Raw genomic sequence first — 17813 nt, 5'->3', positions numbered from 1 at the left:
GTACTTTTATGAATATTCGTCCATTACACGATCGTGTAATCTTAAAACGTGAAGAAGTAGAAACTAAATCAGCTGGCGGCATCGTTTTAACTGGTTCTGCTGCACAAAAATCCACTAGAGGAAAAGTGTTGGCAGTTGGTAAAGGTCGCATCTTAGAAAATGGTCAAGTACAACCGCTTGATGTAAAAGTTGGTGATGTTGTGATTTTTAACGATGGCTATGGCGTAAAATCAGAAAAAATTGATGGTGAAGAACTATTAATCATCTCTGAAAATGATATTTTGGCAATTGTAGAATAATAAAAGAAGGAATATAAAATGGCAGCAAAAGATGTAAGATTTGGTAATGATGCACGCGTAAAAATGCTTAACGGTGTTAACGTATTAGCTGATGCAGTAAAAGTAACATTAGGTCCTAAAGGTCGTAACGTTGTATTAGATAAATCTTTTGGAGCACCAACTATTACTAAAGACGGTGTATCTGTAGCTCGTGAAATTGAATTAGAAGATAAATTTGAAAATATGGGTGCACAAATGGTTAAAGAAGTTGCATCCAAAGCTAATGATGCAGCTGGTGACGGTACAACAACAGCAACCGTTTTAGCACAAGCTATTGTAAATGAAGGTTTAAAAGCAGTTGCAGCTGGAATGAATCCTATGGATTTAAAACGCGGTATTGATAAAGCCGTTGCAGAAGTGGTTGCTGAATTAAAAAATCTTTCTAAACCTTGCGAAACATCAAAAGAAATTGAACAAGTAGGTACAATTTCAGCCAACTCTGACAGCGTTGTCGGTAAAATTATCGCTCAAGCAATGGAAAAAGTAGGTAAAGAAGGTGTTATTACTGTTGAAGATGGTACTGGATTGGAAGATGAACTTGCTGTAGTTGAAGGTATGCAATTTGATCGTGGTTATCTTTCACCATATTTCATTAACAAACCAGAAACCGGAACAGTTGAATTAGATTCACCATATATTCTATTAGTAGATAAAAAAATCTCTAATATCCGTGAATTATTACCAGTGCTTGAAGCTGTAGCAAAAGCAGGAAAACCATTATTAATTGTTGCTGAAGATGTTGAAGGTGAAGCATTAGCAACTTTAGTTGTAAATACTATGCGTGGTATTGTAAAAGTTGCTGCTGTGAAAGCTCCTGGTTTCGGAGATCGTCGTAAAGCGATGTTACAAGATATTGCGATCTTAACTGCTGGTACAGTCATTTCTGAAGAAATTGGTATGGAATTAGAAAAAGCAACCTTAGAAGATCTTGGTCAAGCCAAACGTGTTGTGATTTCTAAAGACAATACTACTATCATTGACGGTGTTGGTGATGAAGCACAAATTCAAGGTCGTGTAGCACAAATTCGTCAACAAATTGAAGAATCTACTTCTGATTATGATAAAGAAAAACTTCAAGAGCGTGTTGCTAAATTAGCAGGCGGTGTAGCTGTAATTAAAGTTGGTGCGGCAACAGAAGTTGAAATGAAAGAGAAAAAAGCACGTGTTGAAGATGCGTTACACGCAACTCGTGCAGCCGTTGAAGAAGGTGTTGTTGCAGGAGGCGGTGTAGCCTTAATTCGTGCAGCAAATAAAGTTGCCGGATTAGTAGGTGAAAACGAAGATCAAAATGTAGGTATTAAACTTGCATTACGTGCAATGGAAGCACCTCTTCGTCAAATCGTAACTAATGCAGGTGAAGAAGCTTCTGTTGTTGCAAGTAAAGTAAAATCTGGCGAAGGTAACTTCGGTTATAACGCCGGTGCAGAAGTATATGGTGATATGTTGGAAATGGGAATTCTAGATCCAACTAAAGTAACACGTTCTGCCTTACAATTTGCTTCATCAATTGCGGGATTAATGATCACTACTGAATGTATGGTGACAGAACTTCCTAAAGATGAAAAAGCAGATTTAGGTGCTGCCGGAATGGGCGGTATGGGTGGAATGGGCGGTATGATGTAATCGCTTGTCAACCTAATTAATGTTCCATCAAAATGCCGACTTAATGTCGGCATTTTTATATGGATTAATCAAATTTAACTTCCGTAATATATTCACTGTCTAACGTAGCAATCGGTAAGTTTGATCCCTGCCAAGCCCGAACAACCTGCACTTTCATTAAATCTAAGGTATCCAATCCCGGTGTTGTACTTGGAGTATATTGTTGAGCAATCCGAGCAAGTTGAGTTAACCCAAAACTAGATTCAATACTTGAACTAATCACAGCAATTAGACCTTGTTGATGAGCTTGTTCAATCAAACGAATACATTTTTCTAAAGAGCCGACTAATGTTGGTTTTATCACAATTGCCACCACCCCTTCTTGTGATTGCACTACAAAATCAGGCTCTCTTACCGTTTCATCCCAAGCTATCGCAATACCGGTATCCTGTGCAAACTGCAAACTTTCCTCCGGCGTTTTGCAAGGCTCTTCTAAAAATTGAATACGGTTACGATGTTTCGGTTTAACATATTTTGCAAACATTGCGGCTTTTGCAGGAGTCCAAGAGCGATTTGCGTCCAATCGCAATTTAAGATCAGGAATAGCTTCTAAAAACATATCTGTAATTAGCCCATCTCGATTTGCCTCGTACAATCCCACTTTAATTTTGGCAATTTTTTCACCAGAAAGCTGATCCAACTCAGCATATAGCTCATCAGGATCGCCATAACAAAGCGGCGCAGTTTTAAAATTACCTTGAGCAGTTAATTTATTTTGCATCTCTGCCAAAGCACAGCTTAAGCCGAAAGCAACTGACGGATAACAAGATTCAAGTGACAATTTTTCATTTTTACTACGAGCTAAATCCCAAGATTTCAGCCAATCAATGGTTTGCTGCTGTGCCTGCTCTATAGTTTCTTGGCTAAATTCCGGCAACGGTGCAATTTCTCCCCAGCCCTCTTTATCATTACATCTAATTTGTACCAATAAACCTTCTCGTTGTTTCAAAAAACGGTTACGTAATACCACTTGGGAATCCATTGGAATTTGATAACGGTAAAGTTTATAGTGTCGTTCTGTCATAATACTTAATCCCTTTTAGTAAAAAATATCTTTCGGCAAAGAGTATAACATCACCAGACAAAGGAAAATATATTATCTTTTTTGCATTTTAATGTAGATCGCAATACACTTACGCCCGTTTAAATTTATAAAAGAAAAAGAGATAAATTATGAGAGTGTCCGACTTTTATTTTGACTTACCCGATGAACTCATTGCTCGTTATCCACAAAAGGAACGTAGTGCGAGCCGTTTATTAAAACTTGACGGTAATAGTGGTGAATTTTCACACCATCATTTTAAAGATGTATTAGATTTTGTGAATGAAGGTGATCTTTTAGTTTTTAATAATACTCGCGTTATTCCAGCAAGGATGTACGGGCGAAAAAGTAGCGGTGGCAAGGTAGAAGTGCTTATTGAAAGAGTGCTTGATCAAAAAAGCTGCCTTGCTCACATAAGAGCCTCAAAAGCACCGAAAGAGGGTAGCGAAATCATTTTAGGCGAGGATAAATTAGGTGAAGGAAAAGGGATTCGAGCAATTATGATCGGACGTTCGGATGCGCTTTTTCATTTACAGTTTGATATTGAAAGCGATCTTTTGGATATATTACAACAAATCGGACATATTCCATTACCACCATATATTGATCGTCCAGATGAAGATGCCGATCAAGAACGTTATCAAACGGTTTATAGTAAAATACCTGGTGCTGTCGCAGCACCAACTGCCGGATTACACTTTGATGAAGCATTATTGAATGCCTTAAAAGCAAAAGGTGTAAAAATGGCTTTTGTAACATTGCACGTTGGGGCAGGAACCTTCCAGCCAGTACGTGTTGAAAATATCGAACAGCATCATATGCACGCCGAATATGCAGAAGTGCCACAATCAGTCGTTGATGCAGTATTAGCTACTAAAGTAGCTGGCAAACGTGTTATTGCAGTAGGCACAACTTCTGTTCGTTCATTAGAAAGTGCCGCATTAGCAGCGGAAGAAAAACAGAGCAAACAATTAATTGACCCCTTTTTTGCTGATACCACCATTTTCCTTTATCCTGGCAAAAAATTTCGTGTTGTTGATGCCCTGATTACTAATTTTCATTTACCGGAATCAACCCTCATTATGCTTGTTTCCGCTTTTGCTGGTTACGATAATATTATGCGAGCTTATCGTAGTGCAGTAGAAAATCGTTATCGCTTTTTTAGCTATGGCGATGCAATGTTTTTGATTAAAAAACAATCATAATTTTTAATCAATCTTTAAAAATGCGTACAAGTTTACGCGATGATTTAAACCTCGAACTGTTTATTCGTTGATGGAGAAAATATGAAATATCAATTAAAAAATACTGACGGTCGTGCCAGACGTGGTGAACTGACGTTTGAGCGTCCTCAAGGAACCTTTACGGTACAAACGCCTGCATTTATGCCGGTAGGAACTTACGGCACAGTAAAAGGAATGACACCGGAAGAAGTGCGAGAAACTGGTGCAGAAATTTTATTAGGAAACACCTTCCATTTATGGTTGCGTCCTGGGCAAGAAATTATGCGTAAACACGGCGATTTACACGATTTTATGCAATGGCACCGTCCAATTCTTACTGACAGTGGCGGTTTCCAAGTATTCAGTTTAGGTAAATTACGCAAAATTACAGAAGAGGGCGTAAAATTCCAAAACCCAATTAATGGAGAACGCATTTTCTTATCTCCAGAAAAATCAATGGAAATCCAATACGATCTTGGTTCTGATATTGTAATGATTTTTGATGAATGCACACCTTACCCATCAACTTTTGAGTATGCAAAAAACTCAATGGAATTATCTTTACGCTGGGCAAAACGTTGTCGTGTTCATTTTGACAAATTAGGCAATAAAAATGCGTTATTTGGCATTATTCAAGGTGGCGTACACGAAAATTTACGACAAATTTCATTAGATGGTTTGTTAGAGATTGGTTTTGACGGCTATGCAGTCGGTGGGTTGGCTGTGGGAGAACCGAAAGAGGATATGCACCGTATTTTAGAATATATTTGTCCAAAAATCCCTCAAGATAAACCACGCTATCTTATGGGAGTCGGCAAGCCGGAGGATCTTGTTGAAGGGGTAAGACGCGGTATTGATATGTTTGACTGTGTAATGCCAACTCGCAATGCACGCAATGGGCATTTATTTGTTACTGACGGTGTCGTTAAAATTAGGAATGCTAAATATCGTGATGACACTTCCACACTTGATCCAGAATGTGATTGCTACACTTGCCGGCATTACACAAAATCTTATCTACACCATTTGGACAAATGTGGTGAAATTTTAGGTGCAAGATTAAACACTATTCATAATTTACGCTATTATCAACGTTTAATGGCACAAATTCGCCAAGCGATTGAAGAACAGCGTTTTGAAGCATTTGTCAAAACTTTTTATGAAAGAATGGGGAAACCTGTTCCGCCATTAAACACTTCATATTAGAAATGCTTAGAGTTAATCCTTATTTTGTTTGATTAATACTTTCCAATAAAAAACTACCCCACAATAAAGTGGGGTAGTTTTTATCAATTATAATAAATATTATAGATCAGCTTGGATGATATTTTCCCTGGTTGCACGGACATCTTATCATTTACTCTACGATAATAAACCTTATAAGTACGACTTACCAGCCCCGGCGATAATTGACTACTAAATTTGTAAAAGCCCTGTGTTGCTCCTGGTACCCCAAAAAAATCGCCATTTTTCGGCAAAGGCTTACTATAAACTAAAGGATTTTCATCCTCATCTTTCACAACTAATACCGTGTTCTTAGTCGTCGTCGTGCTGTCTGGTGTTAATAGTCCAACATTCATACCGTAATTTGAGGAATTATTTCCATCAGTAAAAATAATATAAGCGTTTTTCACACTTTGTTTAGGGCAATTAAGCCTAATATTAAAACTTTTACCGAATACTTCTCTATTCTCATTAAGTTCTTTTACAGTCACATCCTTTAGTTCAATCATTTGGTCTTTATTACCTACAATCGAGCAAGTTCGGGCAAATTGAAACTCAAATTCCTTCGCAGCTTTAACTATTAAAAAAGTAAAAGAATTATATTTGGAGTTCCATTCATCCTTGGAATAAGTATCATATTCCTTATTGACACATAGCATTGTTATTACTCCTAATGCGTCTCCTTGTTTTATTTTAATAGCTTTTGGAGTGTCACTATATAACCAATTATTTTTTAGTTTAAATCTGAAACTAAGATCTAGTGAATTTCCACGTTTTGTAGATATTAATTGATGAACTCTATCTTTAATGATTGGCAGCTCATTTACGGTAATTACTTCTTTTTCAAAAAACTCATTCTTATCCATCAACGTGTCATAATATTTAAATTCTATCCAAAAATTTTTATATTGTGCTGGGTCTGCTATTTTTGGGTCATTAATATTTCTACAATATTCTTCACTAATTATTTCTCCTATATTTCCCTGATAAATTACTTCGTTATAAGATCCAGAAGAACGCATTTGAGGCATTAACCTCTTTTCTATCTCTTTTGATGGTAGACGAGTGGGACGACCAGAATCAGGTACCGTTATAGTCTGACCTTCAACAGTATATTTATATTCCTCTCCATACAATGGCTTTATCATAAACAATAAAATAATTAGCATAAAACCATAAATCATATTCCCTTTCATCATTTCCCCTTTTAATAAAATTGGCATTGTACTGGCACAATAACAGGCATTGTGTTATCGCTCTCTTGTGGCAGTTGATAATTGATATGGCAACGTGTTTCACCCCAAGAAAGTTTTAATTCACCACTTTCTGCAATGCCTCGAGTATAGATTGTGCCGCCTTGTGCCACCACACCGACTGATTGATTATTTTGATCAAACACTTCTGTACCTAATGGTGGCAAATCTTTTTCATCATTAGTTAATTCAAAGAAGACAACCGCACCTTGCTCTGTTTCAAAATTCACTAATATTGCTTGATTGGCACGCGGAATTACCGATTGTTCTGTGGCGGATAGCTCAACCGTGCTTGGTAGTGAATTTCCATCCAGCCCGACATAGTTCATTGCATAAGGTTCAATATAAGGCACAATACCGTTACCGAAGTAATCAATTTTATTACCTACCGAACCATTAATTAATGCCCCTTTTGCCCCTTTGGCGTGAATAATCGCAAAACTATCGCCTAAATCATTGGATAATGTAATGCCTTTTGGATGAGCCACCACCGCACCAGATGCACCGAATGATATTTGCTGACTGCCTTTATTATCACGGCTCCAAGAAGCACTAAGGCGTGCTTGTGGACTTGAGTAGTTATTGTTAAAGGAAATATTGCTGTTATCTTTCTGTTTGCTCACGGCAATATTGTAGTTATATTTGCCTTGTTCACCCAATGAGCCATATAACGAAGTTGAGGCGTAATAGCCATTTTCTTTATGATAATTAAGCGTTTGTGAAACATAGGCACTATTAACGCTATTACCTAACGGCAAGGATAATGACAAATAAACTCTTCTATCATTTTTGCCATTGCTTGTTTTCCCTTGAGAAAAGGAAAGGCTGTAATTAAGTTTTTTATAGCTATTACCATAACCAATTTGGTATTCATTGCGCTTTTCGTTGCTATCCCAATAGGTATAGGTGCTACCATTAACATAAATACTGCCCCAATTGTCTTTAAACACTTGGCTAACTGTCACTTGAAATTGGTTCTTTGGGCGATAATAGTATGACGACATATCAATCTCTTGTCTGTCAACAAAATCACGGTTATTCGCCAATATCGTATCTTGCAAACTGTAATACTTACGGGATAAATAGCGATATGCTGCCAATGTTACATTTGTATTGGTTGGTTCAATATGCGTGTTATAGCTAAAATAGAGGTTATATCCTTTATATTTCTGTTGTGAATTAACAATCTTGGCATTTGAAAATGTTGCATTCCCTGAAAATGCACCAATAGGCGTGTTAACAGCAACACCAATTAATTCTGAATGGTAATTTTTAGCCAATATCGCACCAAGGTTAAGTGTTACATTATTAGTTAAACCATATTGCCAAGTGGCTTGTGCAACATTATCTAAAGTTTCATTATCATAACGATAACGTCCCGCACTTAATTGATAGCGACTATAACCAGGGCGGATTAATTGTGCCGTGGCGGTGTATGGCACAGTAAATTTGCGTTTCTCGCCATTTGCTTCTAACACTTCCACTTCAAGATCACCGCCATAACCGGTTGGGAATAGGTCATCAATGGAGAAAGCTCCTGCAGGTACAGACACTTCTCGTAATAGATTACCGTTTTGTCGAACGCTAACAATCGCATTAGTATTGGCGACGCCTCGTATAACTGGTGCATAGTAACGTTCAGAGGTAGCCAGCATTCTATCATCAGATTCTAGCTGCACGCCTCGAATGGCGATACTGTCCATTAATCTGCCACTGGTGTAAAAATCCCCGATAGTAAATTGACCACGTAATAACGGAACATCGTGTTTAGCATAAGTTGCAATTCGTTGATAGCTCTGTTTTTGTTGATCAGTCCAAGTCTGAGAACCACGATGACGAAATGCCCAACCAAATAAATTAACACCTGCATCAATGCCCAAATAGGTTTGTTGAGCGTCTATATCTGAATATTTATAACGATAATGTGTAGCATCATAACGCACAAAAGCAACGGGCGTGCCATCTTGCCATTGTGCCGGTGAAATATAGCCTTGCGGACGTTGAGTGATTAATGCTTGAGCAATATTGACATCTAATCGCAATTGCCCCATATCAAAGTTCACTGTAGCTTCAGGCACCAGTTCAGAGAAAGAGTGACAATGCCCATTAATTGTTTTAGGCTTATCTGCAAACGCTTCACTTTTCAAATCTAACAAGGCAAGCAAATTTTCTGTTGCACATAATACAGAACGTTTTTGCTCAGGCATATCGCTATATTGAATGTTAATACGTCCAAGCAATTTCTCATTCAAATAAACATCTGCAATATATTCACCTGCCGGAACAGCATTCTCATAACTAAAGCGTTGAACATCAATATTTTTTTTGCTTTCACTGCCAAATAAAAAATCAGCGTCAAACTCCACATATTCATTCGCATAGGCATAACTAAACCAGCTATTTAACAAAATTAATGATAAATAGCTCAGTTTAAATTTTGTTGGTTTACTGAAAAATTTAGGTTTTATCATATTTATCATTAATGTTGCATAGTACTAGTGCCACTTGGAGTCGCACCATAATCGTTGATAACAGTCCAAGTTACGGTTGTTGCTGTCGCTGGAAGAGCTTTATTTAATTGAAAAGTCGCTTGTGAGAATGGTGCTATCATATTCGCACTCACAGTTTCTGCGGTACCAACTTTCACTTCAGGGTAAGTGATGTAATACGGAGTTGGATTATCCACAAGCAATTGTTTACCTTGCCCACGCCATTTTACTTGTGAATAGGCATCGCTCGGTGAAATGGTTAATTCCACAGGGCGGAAAAAGAGTTTAATACGGCTACGCAAGGCGATTTGTAAATAATTTTGACTTTGGTCTTTTGGTTTTGGCGGAATATCTAACACATTTAAATAGAAAATAGATTCACGGTCATTAGGCAACGATGCGCCAGTATAAGTAATACGCAATGTTTGCCCTTTATTTCCGTCAATACGAGAAATCGGTGGTGTAATCACAAATGGGGTTTTAATTGTTTCCGGTGCGGCTTTAGGGTCGCCATTGTCAATCCAAGCTTGAACTAAAGAAGGTTTTGTGCCGACATTCGTAAGTTGCACACTCACTGTTTTTTGATTAGAAGGATAAATCACACGAGTGCCGGTGATAACCACATTTGCTGAAACTGACATTGCCCACAAGGCGATGATGATAGTGAAAAAATATCTCAACATAAGCCCCTCTAATAAAACTCTCAATAAAACCATTAATAAAATGCAATAAAATAGATAAGTAAAGAATCGGGCAGGAAATCTGCCCGATAAGTGGAAAAAGATTATTCGTAATCAAGAGTGTATTTCACACTTGCTTTCACCTCTCCAGGTTCTACATTGGTAGACGTTGCAATGTACTGTGCTCTATATTTCAAAGTAGCACTGTTACCCGAGTAAGCAACTTTGTTCGCTCCTACCTGCACTGATTCCTTATCTGTAACTTTAATTGCTGTGCCATTATCGTGGAGCAATTGCACACCCACACCTGTAGCTGGTGAGTTAGTAGATATGTTTCTTAACCAACCGTCCCCATCTACTTTACTTGCTTCATTCTCAAAATATGCAAATACCTTAGTTATAGGTCCTTGTGATTTACTAAGTGCGCAGTTTTTTAACACAATCTCAAATTGCTTTGGTGCTGCTGTATCACCTTTATTTTTGAAATTTGCTACTTGAACAGTATCTAATTCTACGTCCTTATCTGCACCACCTTCAACAGTACAAGTCATATCTTTTACGTGTCCAGTGACATTAATATTACCAGTACTTACATCCGTTGAATCCGCCGCAAATGCACCTTGTGCTGATAAGCCCAAACCAACGGTAATTAAAGTTGTTAAAAGTTGTTTTTTCATTTTTGCAAATACTCCTTCAGGATTAAGTTAATTTACGTGAAAGTATACATAAGTTTCAGGGGGGGGGGGCAAGTAAATTTTAATCAATAAATGTAAATTTATACGTAAAGGTAGAGATATTTAAAAAACGCTTTTCAAACAAACTCAATATAATCAATATGTTAGCTTGTATAAACAGAAAATTTAATATCACTACCCCATTTTGCCGTAAACAATATAAATAAAGAAAAAAAGCAAAAAAGTTGAATTTGTGAATTAAATCAAAAATGAATTTTGATGCAAATAATGTGAAAATGATTTTAGGATGGTAATAATCTGCACTTTAATCTTGAGCAATTTGAGCTGAGATTAAAAATGCAGATTTATTTATTCTTATTGAATAATGTTATTTGCCACTGTCGCCATAGTTATTCAGCACACGTGCACTAGGGTCATTTACATTGCACCCTTCCCATTCTTTATTCGGCATCCAGAAACTTTTAATCCAATGGCTTTGTCCCGGATAGAATTTTTCAAAAATATCACGATATAAAAGGGACTCTTTAGTAAATGGTGTGCCATATGGATATTTTTGTTTTGCCTGTATTAATTCTTCATCACTATATCGGCTTTCAGCAAACGCTTTTAAGTGGTCAACCATCGAATGCCCTACTGCATCACTGAATGCCGCTTTTTCTCGATATAAAATGTTATCCGGCAGATAGTTTGTCCCTTCAAAGGCTTTGCGTAATAAATATTTCCCTTTGTTGTAAACATTCATTTTTTTCTCAGGGTTAATGCTCATTGCATAATCAACAAAATCAATATCACCAAATGGTACACGCGCTTCCAATGAGTTAGCAGCTAAACAGCGATCAGCCCGTAGTACATCATACATATATAATTCACGAATACGTTTTTGTGCTTCCTTTTGAAATTCTGCGGCATTCGGGGCAAAGTCAGTATATTTATAACCAAAAATTTCATCACTCACTTCACCAGTCAAAAGCACTTTTAAGTCTGTTTTTTCGTGAATATATTTACACACCAAATACATTCCAATACTGGCTCGAATGGTAGTAATATCCCAAGTTTCTAAATGCCAGATAACTTTTTCTAGTGATTCCAATACTTCATCTTTGCTCATAATGACTTCGGTATGTTCTGTACCAAGGTAATCAGCAACTTCTTTGGCATATTTTAAATCAATAGGATCAGTATCCATTCCAATGGCAAAAGTTTTAATGGGTTTATCTAAATAATTTTGTGCAATCGCACATACTAAAGAGGAGTCCAAGCCACCGCTTAATAAAAATCCGAGCGGCGCATCCGAATGCAAACGCTTAATCACTGCTGTTTCAAGTTTTGTTCGCAATGTTTGTGTGATGGTCTCTAGCGACTGATCACGAATAACTTTCGGATCGGCAATATCGTTGTAGCAAATAAATTCACCGTTTAAATAATAGTGTCCGGGTGGGAACGGTTGAATGTCACGACACCAGCCGATAAGCCCTTTCGCTTCGGAAGAGAATGCGATGCCGCCGCTCTCTTTATCAAAACCATAAAACATTGGGCGAATGCCGATGGGATCACGTCCGGCAATTAAATCTCCGGTGTGGCTGTCTTTTAATACCAACGCAAATTCCGCATCTAACATTTTCATCATCACATCCACACCGACACGTTGATAAAGTGGAATCAGCACTTCACAATCACTGCCAGATTGGAATTGGTAACTACTTGATAATAAAGATTTTAGTTCTTCGTAGTTATAAATTTCTCCGTTGCAGATTAAGGAAATGCCTTCATATTGAAAAGGCTGGTTCCCTTGTGAGCTTAAATCCATAATAGATAAGCGATGAAATCCCCAAGTTGCGTCAGCTGCATAGATAATCGCTTGATGATCCGGCCCTCGATGAAAAATATGATCAAAACTCTGTTTAAATGCACCGGATGTTTGTGCTGAAGATGAAAAAACGAATCCACACATACGAAAGTCCTCTTATTATTTTTTATATGTTGTTCATAGCTGCATATCATAGCATTAAATTAAAATTTATCTATCATTTTCGATGATTAGATAAAATTTTTTTATTATTTTCTCATAAAACTTTATATTTTATATAAAAAAGTTATATAAAATTTAGTAATCGTTTATTTTTAAATCATAAATTCTTTGTTAAAGCGTTTATCCTTATATTTTGCTATAGTAGCAAGCCAATTTGATAAGAGGAGTTAGTCAATGTTATCTTGCCCAAAATGTGAGAAAAAGGTAAATGAAGCGTTGGATTTTTGTCCGTTTTGCCAAACTGCATTACACGATGAAAATGCGAAAAAAATTTATCAGCAACGATTATCTCAAGATATAGAACATCGTCAGGCAATGAATAAGCAAAATGCAAAAGTGCAGTTTATTTGGTTTATTATTTTTTTAGTAGTGATTGGAGGATTATTGTGGTGGAAAAACTGATGGATATAAGAACAAGTGAGTATTGGTTATCTTGGTTAGAAAAAACAGCAATTACTGTTTCTGATTATGCATTGAACCTTGTGGTTTCGTTGCTTGTGATTTTAATTGCCCATTTTATTTCAGCGAAAATTAGAAGTTTCTATAAAAAACATATTGAACAACAGGGCAAAAATATCCATAACATTCATCTCTTTATTGCTTTTTCACTGCGTGTATTATGTTTGTTGACCGGCTATTTTATTGCCATTCATTTACTGGGTTTGGAAAGCGTTCTAACACAAGTGTTGGCGAGTGCCGGTGTGATTGGAATTGTGGTTGGTTTTGCTACAAAAGAAACTATCAGCAATTTCTTTTCTGGGATGTTGGTCAACGTGTTGGTGCCTTTCAAAGTGAAAGATTGGGTCAATATCAATGGACAATATGGTGTAGTGGAAAATGTCGGCACCTTTGTGACAACCTTATTAACGGTGGAAGGGCAACGTGTACATATTCCTAACCAATTAATTTATTCGCAGAATGTGGTGAATTATTCATCTTTGGGGAAAAGAATGGCGATAGTGTCCAGTGGCGTTTCCTATGGCGATGATCTCAATAAAGTGGAACAGGTAGCCTTGGATGAGTTGTCTAAAATATCGGGCATTATCGTGCAACAGCCTTATCAGCCGAGAATTTTCTTCACCGACATTGGTGCATCAACGTATGATTTCCAATTACAAGTTTGGATAGTGTTTTCCGATCACGATCAATATTTAGCGACAATGCATCAGGTGATTAAAGCAATTAAGGTTCGATTTGAGCAAGAGGATATTTCGATCGCCTATAATGTAACCACACTTGATTTTGGCGTTAAAGGTGGTGTGAATTTATACGATAACCCGTTATCGATTAAGTCATTAAATTAATCCTAGAAAGTAGAATAAACCCAGCACTAATAAAATACCACCGACTAATTCTAAAATGCCGCCAATTCCCAATAATGAGAAAACAGACAAGCCATCAAAAGCGGAAACGTGTGGGAGTGCAAATAATTTTGCACTGCCGTGTAATAAAAAAGTATAACCAGCAACAATACGTAATAAAGCTAAACCGTAATTGGTTAATGGTTGAGAGTTAGACATAAACTATCCTTTTTTAATTAAGTAGTGAAAACGTGAGTTAGTATATTGATTTCATAATCTGAAAACGATATGGTTTTTAGAAAAGTATTTTTTCTTAATAGGAAATGATAATGGACACTTTACAGAGTATGAAAGTATTTCGACAGATAGTCGAAAAAGGCAGTTTTAGCAAAGCCGCAGAACAGTTGAATCTCTCCACTTCGATGGTAAGCAAGCATTTATCAAATTTAGAGCATTATTTGCAGGCAAAATTATTGAATAGAACCAGCAGGCGTTTAAGTTTAACCGAAGTTGGTACAGATTATTATCAACGGTGTGTGGTGGCATTAGATGATCTTGAAGAGGCAAAACAGATAGCGAGTCAAGGAACGATCCATCCGCAAGGGACATTAAAAATCACTTTACCGGTTTGGTTTGCAACAAGGCGTTTCGCAGAATTTTTAGCCGAATATCAACATCGCTATCCTAAAGTCAATTTGCAGCTTTCGTTAGATAATCATCATACCGATTTGGTAGGTCAAGGTTTTGATTTGGCATTAAAAGTTACCGCACATCCAGCAGAAAATTTAATTGTAAAACCCTTAGCCAGCTTGCCGTTTTACTGGGTTGCCAGTCCTAAATATATTCAGCAGTTTGGACAATTGAATGAGCAGTCGTGGACGCAACATAAAGGTTTAATCCCAACTTATACACAAGTCGATCATCATTTTATTGATATTATCTCAAGCAATAATACCTTAATGTTGTATCAGTTGGCATTGGCAGCTCAAGGCATTGCTTATTTGCCTAGTTTCTTGTGCGAGGATGATTTAAAGCAAGGAGATCTGCAAATTGTGCCACATCCGGCAAACAGAAATCATACACTATATGCTGCTTATATGAATCGAGAATTTATGAGTGCGAAAGTACGCAGTTTTATTGATTTTATGGCAGAGAAGTTCCTGAGTTATCCGTTAAAACATTACGATTTTTAGCAAAGGTAGAAAGGAAAAGTGATGGGAAAATCCCATCACTTTTAAACAGTTAAGCTTCTAATGTTTTCGGTTTAATCATTGCATACAACACACCGGTAACAATACTACCAGCTGCAATAGCCACTAAATAAAGTAATACCGGCTGAATAGCACCCGGAATTGCAAGCACAAAAATACCTCCGTGTGGCGCCATAAGTTGTACACCGAATACCATTGATAATGCGCCGGTCAAAGCGCCGCCAATCATACAGCTTGGAATAACGCGCATTGGGTCACGAGCGGCGAACGGGATTGCCCCTTCAGAAATAAAGCATAAACCGAGAACAAAAGAGGCTTTACCTCCCTCCAATTCATTTGCATTGAATTTTTTGCGAGCAATAAAGGTGGCTATCCCCATACCTAATGCCGGCACCATACCCGCTGCCATTACAGCCGCCATAGGTAAGTAGGAAGCAGATGCTAATAGACCAACACCAAAAGTATAGGCAGCTTTATTTACAGGACCGCCCATATCAAAACACATCATTGCTCCAAGGATAATGCCAAGCACAACTGCACTGCCTGATTGCATTCCTTTCAAGAATTCAGTCATACTGTTCATTACCCAAGCTACCGGTTCACCAACGATATAAATCATAATTAAACCGACAAACAGAGTAGAGAGGAATGGAATAATCAAAATCGGTTTTAGGGCATTCATTGTTTGTGGCAATTTAACGTGATCATTGATCGCTTTAGCAATATAACCAGCTAAGAAACCGGAAATAATACCACCAATGAACCCAGCACCAAGCGAGCTTGCCAACATACCGCCAACAAGCCCCGGAGTAAGCCCCGGACGATCTGCAATAGAGTAAGCGATATAACCAGAAAGAATAGGGATCATTAAAGCAAATGCGCTGCCACCACCAATTTTCATCAATGCAGCCGCTAATGTACCTTCTTCTTTAAAAGCCTCGATACCAAATACAAAAGACAATGCAATGATAAGACCGCCAGCCACTACCATTGGTAACATATGAGAAACGCCAGTCATTAAGTGACTATAAACACCTTTTTTCTCGCCTTTTTCTTTCGTTTCAGTTTTTGTAGCAGCGCTATTATCCTGCTTATGATGATAAACTTTAGCTTCTTTAAAGGCCTTTTCAAATTCTTGAGCCGTTTTTTTCAATGCTAGACCTGTTGAAGTATGGTACATTTTTTTACCATCAAATTTGCTTAAATCTACATCAATATCGGTAGCGATAAAAGCAAGATCAGCTGCTGCCACATCTTCAGCAGAGATCAAATTATTAGCCCCAACCTGACCTCGAGTTTCAACTTTAACGTTCCATCCTTGTTTTTGACAATAAGTAGAAATCGCTTCTGCTGCCATAAATGTATGAGCTACGCCAGTAGGGCAAGCAGTAACTGCAACGATATTTAATGGACGATCACTCGCAACTGCTTCGGCTGGAACATCTGTTGGCGTTTGATAGTCATTTGCTGAAGTTAGTGCTTGCTGTAGAGTTTGTTCAGGAGCATTAAACGCCTGTTCAAAAGCTGTTAAAAATACTTTTTTACCAACAAGAACAGGATTATTTGGTAATTTATCGCCTAAAACTAATACAAGATCGGCATCTTGTATCTGTTCAACCAACTGGTGGTTTTGCTGATTAGCAATTTTACTAACCATTTGTTTTAACAAGTAAAGCGTTGCATTACCACGTTTTTCTTGTGCTAATAAAAAAATCTTCATAGATTATTCCTCAATTTTGGTGATTTTGACTTGGTCAATAAGTTGATTCAATGCTTGATGATCAGCAACACCAACATTACTTTGTGCAACTGCTAATGCGGAAACAGCAGAAGCGAAACGTAGCGTTTGTTCTTTTGAAAGCTGTTGTTCTGTGCCGTAAATTAAACCGGCAACCATTGAATCACCAGCGCCGACCGTACTTACCACATTAGTGCATTTTGGTGGTTGAGCCTGCAAAACACCTTCATCATTAATCCATAATGAACCTGCTGCCCCCATTGAAATAATAACATTAGCAATACCTTGCTTTTTCAACTGCTTAGCGGCATCAATAATTTCTGTTAATGAATTGAGCGGTTTACCAATCCAAGCTTCCAACTCACGATGATTTGGTTTTACTAGCCACGGATTTGCTTTTAAACCGGCAGTGAGAGCTTCATTGCTGCTGTCTAAAACGACTTTAGTATGCTGTCCAAGTTGTTGTAACCAAGCAGTAAATGCTTGTGGAGAAATGCCTTTAGGCAAACTACCACAGACAGCAACCAAATCGTAATCTTTAAAATCCTGTAGCGATTGTTCAACAAAACATTGCCAATCCTTTTCGGAAACTTGATAACCTAAGAAGTTTAAATCGGTTACATCCGCTTCAGTTTCAGTAACTTTAACGTTAATTCGAGTTTTTCCGGCAACACGTTGAAAACGATTATCTAACCCAAGTTGTTGAAAAAGTTGAATAAAATCGCCCTGATTCTCTTTCCCAAGAAATCCACTGACACTGACATCCAAATTGAGGTCGTGCAATACTTTAGCAACATTAATTCCTTTACCAGCCGGATAGATCCCTAAGGTTTCAACAGTATTCACTTCACCAAGTTGAATGCGAGATAAACGCCCGACCAAATCGAAAGCTGTATTTAATGTAATAGTCGCAATGCGAGGCATTTTA

The 17813-nt window shown here is 37.5% G+C and carries 16 protein-coding genes; 7 read left to right on the top strand and 9 right to left on the bottom strand.

All coding sequences use genetic code 11. The features are described 5' to 3' along the window. Positions 1-8 precede the first annotated feature (8 nt). Both QV04_RS08240 and groL read left to right on the top strand, forming a co-directional pair. Entirely contained in the window at positions 9-299 is a 291-nt protein-coding gene (locus tag QV04_RS08240; protein WP_021461355.1) for a co-chaperone GroES, read from the top strand. A gap of 18 nt (positions 300-317) precedes the next feature. Next, positions 318-1961, top strand: a complete 1644-nt coding sequence (gene groL / locus QV04_RS08235; protein WP_065230852.1) for a chaperonin GroEL — start codon at positions 318-320, stop codon at positions 1959-1961. Between the two features lie 64 nt (positions 1962-2025). Here the strand turns inward: groL and menC are convergent, their stop codons facing one another. Then, the gene (gene menC / locus QV04_RS08230) at positions 2026-3024 is read right to left on the bottom strand and encodes an o-succinylbenzoate synthase (protein WP_065233382.1); all 999 of its coding nucleotides are present in this window, start codon (positions 3022-3024) and stop codon (positions 2026-2028) included. A gap of 149 nt (positions 3025-3173) precedes the next feature. Between menC and queA the strand changes: the two genes are divergently transcribed. Then, a complete protein-coding gene (gene queA, locus QV04_RS08225; RefSeq protein ID WP_065233381.1) occupies positions 3174-4247 on the top strand; it encodes a tRNA preQ1(34) S-adenosylmethionine ribosyltransferase-isomerase QueA in 1074 nt (357 codons plus the stop codon). Positions 4248-4328: 81 nt separating this feature from the next. Next, complete coding sequence (gene tgt / locus QV04_RS08220) at positions 4329-5471, top strand: tRNA guanosine(34) transglycosylase Tgt (RefSeq protein ID WP_039139429.1); 1143 nt, start codon at positions 4329-4331, stop codon at positions 5469-5471. Between the two features lie 83 nt (positions 5472-5554). Here the strand turns inward: tgt and QV04_RS08215 are convergent, their stop codons facing one another. From QV04_RS08215 to asnB, 5 genes are all read right to left on the bottom strand, one after another. Further along, a complete protein-coding gene (locus QV04_RS08215; protein WP_156548356.1) occupies positions 5555-6712 on the bottom strand; it encodes a fimbrial protein in 1158 nt (385 codons plus the stop codon). Beyond that, positions 6697-9213 carry a fimbria/pilus outer membrane usher protein gene (locus QV04_RS08210; protein ID WP_065233386.1) on the bottom strand — a complete coding sequence of 839 codons (2517 nt, stop codon included), beginning with the start codon at positions 9211-9213 and terminating at the stop codon, positions 6697-6699. The genes QV04_RS08215 and QV04_RS08210 overlap by 16 nt, the downstream gene beginning before the upstream one ends. A gap of 8 nt (positions 9214-9221) precedes the next feature. Beyond that, on the bottom strand, positions 9222-9914 hold the full coding sequence (locus tag QV04_RS08205) for a fimbria/pilus periplasmic chaperone (RefSeq protein WP_065233379.1): 693 nt from the start codon (positions 9912-9914) through the stop codon (positions 9222-9224). Positions 9915-10015: 101 nt separating this feature from the next. Then, on the bottom strand, positions 10016-10588 hold the full coding sequence (locus tag QV04_RS08200) for a fimbrial protein (protein ID WP_065233378.1): 573 nt from the start codon (positions 10586-10588) through the stop codon (positions 10016-10018). 385 nt (positions 10589-10973) lie between these two features. Further along, positions 10974-12557 (bottom strand): asparagine synthase B, encoded by a 1584-nt coding sequence (gene asnB, locus QV04_RS08195; protein ID WP_065233377.1) that lies wholly within the window; start codon positions 12555-12557, stop codon positions 10974-10976. 252 nt (positions 12558-12809) lie between these two features. On the opposite strand from asnB, the gene QV04_RS08190 reads away from it, so the two are divergent. Together QV04_RS08190 and QV04_RS08185 are read left to right on the top strand one after the other, a co-directional pair. Beyond that, positions 12810-13037 carry a DUF7575 domain-containing protein gene (locus tag QV04_RS08190; RefSeq protein WP_065233376.1) on the top strand — a complete coding sequence of 76 codons (228 nt, stop codon included), beginning with the start codon at positions 12810-12812 and terminating at the stop codon, positions 13035-13037. Beyond that, on the top strand, positions 13037-13939 hold the full coding sequence (locus tag QV04_RS08185; protein ID WP_065233375.1) for a mechanosensitive ion channel family protein: 903 nt from the start codon (positions 13037-13039) through the stop codon (positions 13937-13939). The genes QV04_RS08190 and QV04_RS08185 overlap by 1 nt, the downstream gene beginning before the upstream one ends. Here QV04_RS08185 and QV04_RS08180 read toward each other — a convergent pair. Next, complete coding sequence (locus QV04_RS08180) at positions 13931-14155, bottom strand: DoxX family membrane protein (protein WP_231924865.1); 225 nt, start codon at positions 14153-14155, stop codon at positions 13931-13933. The genes QV04_RS08185 and QV04_RS08180 overlap by 9 nt on opposite strands. Before the next feature lie 110 nt (positions 14156-14265). On the opposite strand from QV04_RS08180, the gene QV04_RS08175 reads away from it, so the two are divergent. Further along, positions 14266-15129, top strand: coding sequence for a LysR family transcriptional regulator (locus tag QV04_RS08175; RefSeq protein WP_065233374.1), 864 nt, complete (start codon positions 14266-14268; stop codon positions 15127-15129). Between the two features lie 49 nt (positions 15130-15178). Here QV04_RS08175 and fruA read toward each other — a convergent pair whose 3' ends face one another. Next, complete coding sequence (gene fruA, locus QV04_RS08170) at positions 15179-16867, bottom strand: PTS fructose transporter subunit IIBC (protein WP_065233373.1); 1689 nt, start codon at positions 16865-16867, stop codon at positions 15179-15181. 3 nt (positions 16868-16870) lie between these two features. Beyond that, positions 16871-17809 carry a 1-phosphofructokinase gene (gene fruK, locus QV04_RS08165; protein WP_065233372.1) on the bottom strand — a complete coding sequence of 313 codons (939 nt, stop codon included), beginning with the start codon at positions 17807-17809 and terminating at the stop codon, positions 16871-16873. Between the last annotated feature and the right edge of the window lie 4 nt (positions 17810-17813).

Source organism: Gallibacterium genomosp. 1, from assembly GCF_001678575.1.
Lineage (GTDB): Bacteria > Pseudomonadota > Gammaproteobacteria > Enterobacterales > Pasteurellaceae > Gallibacterium.
The sequence above is the reverse complement of the archived record's forward strand: the minus strand, read 5'-3'. Positions and strand labels throughout refer to the sequence as shown.

Bases quoted from the DNA above. Each gene is read 5' to 3' on its own strand.
- queA (WP_065233381.1), top strand. From the start codon at position 3,174: ATGAGAGTGTCCGACTTTTATTTTGACTTACCCGATGAACTCATTGCT.
- QV04_RS08240 (WP_021461355.1), top strand. From the start codon at position 9: ATGAATATTCGTCCATTACACGATCGTGTAATCTTAAAACGTGAAGAA.
- QV04_RS08175 (WP_065233374.1), top strand. From the start codon at position 14,266: ATGGACACTTTACAGAGTATGAAAGTATTTCGACAGATAGTCGAAAAA.
- menC (WP_065233382.1), bottom strand. From the start codon at position 3,024: ATGACAGAACGACACTATAAACTTTACCGTTATCAAATTCCAATGGAT.
- QV04_RS08205 (WP_065233379.1), bottom strand. From the start codon at position 9,914: ATGTTGAGATATTTTTTCACTATCATCATCGCCTTGTGGGCAATGTCA.
- fruK (WP_065233372.1), bottom strand. From the start codon at position 17,809: ATGCCTCGCATTGCGACTATTACATTAAATACAGCTTTCGATTTGGTC.
- QV04_RS08180 (WP_231924865.1), bottom strand. From the start codon at position 14,155: ATGTCTAACTCTCAACCATTAACCAATTACGGTTTAGCTTTATTACGT.
- QV04_RS08200 (WP_065233378.1), bottom strand. From the start codon at position 10,588: ATGAAAAAACAACTTTTAACAACTTTAATTACCGTTGGTTTGGGCTTA.
- groL (WP_065230852.1), top strand. From the start codon at position 318: ATGGCAGCAAAAGATGTAAGATTTGGTAATGATGCACGCGTAAAAATG.
- QV04_RS08185 (WP_065233375.1), top strand. From the start codon at position 13,037: ATGGATATAAGAACAAGTGAGTATTGGTTATCTTGGTTAGAAAAAACA.
- tgt (WP_039139429.1), top strand. From the start codon at position 4,329: ATGAAATATCAATTAAAAAATACTGACGGTCGTGCCAGACGTGGTGAA.
- QV04_RS08215 (WP_156548356.1), bottom strand. From the start codon at position 6,712: ATGCCAATTTTATTAAAAGGGGAAATGATGAAAGGGAATATGATTTAT.
- asnB (WP_065233377.1), bottom strand. From the start codon at position 12,557: ATGTGTGGATTCGTTTTTTCATCTTCAGCACAAACATCCGGTGCATTT.
- QV04_RS08190 (WP_065233376.1), top strand. From the start codon at position 12,810: ATGTTATCTTGCCCAAAATGTGAGAAAAAGGTAAATGAAGCGTTGGAT.
- QV04_RS08210 (WP_065233386.1), bottom strand. From the start codon at position 9,213: ATGATAAAACCTAAATTTTTCAGTAAACCAACAAAATTTAAACTGAGC.
- fruA (WP_065233373.1), bottom strand. From the start codon at position 16,867: ATGAAGATTTTTTTATTAGCACAAGAAAAACGTGGTAATGCAACGCTT.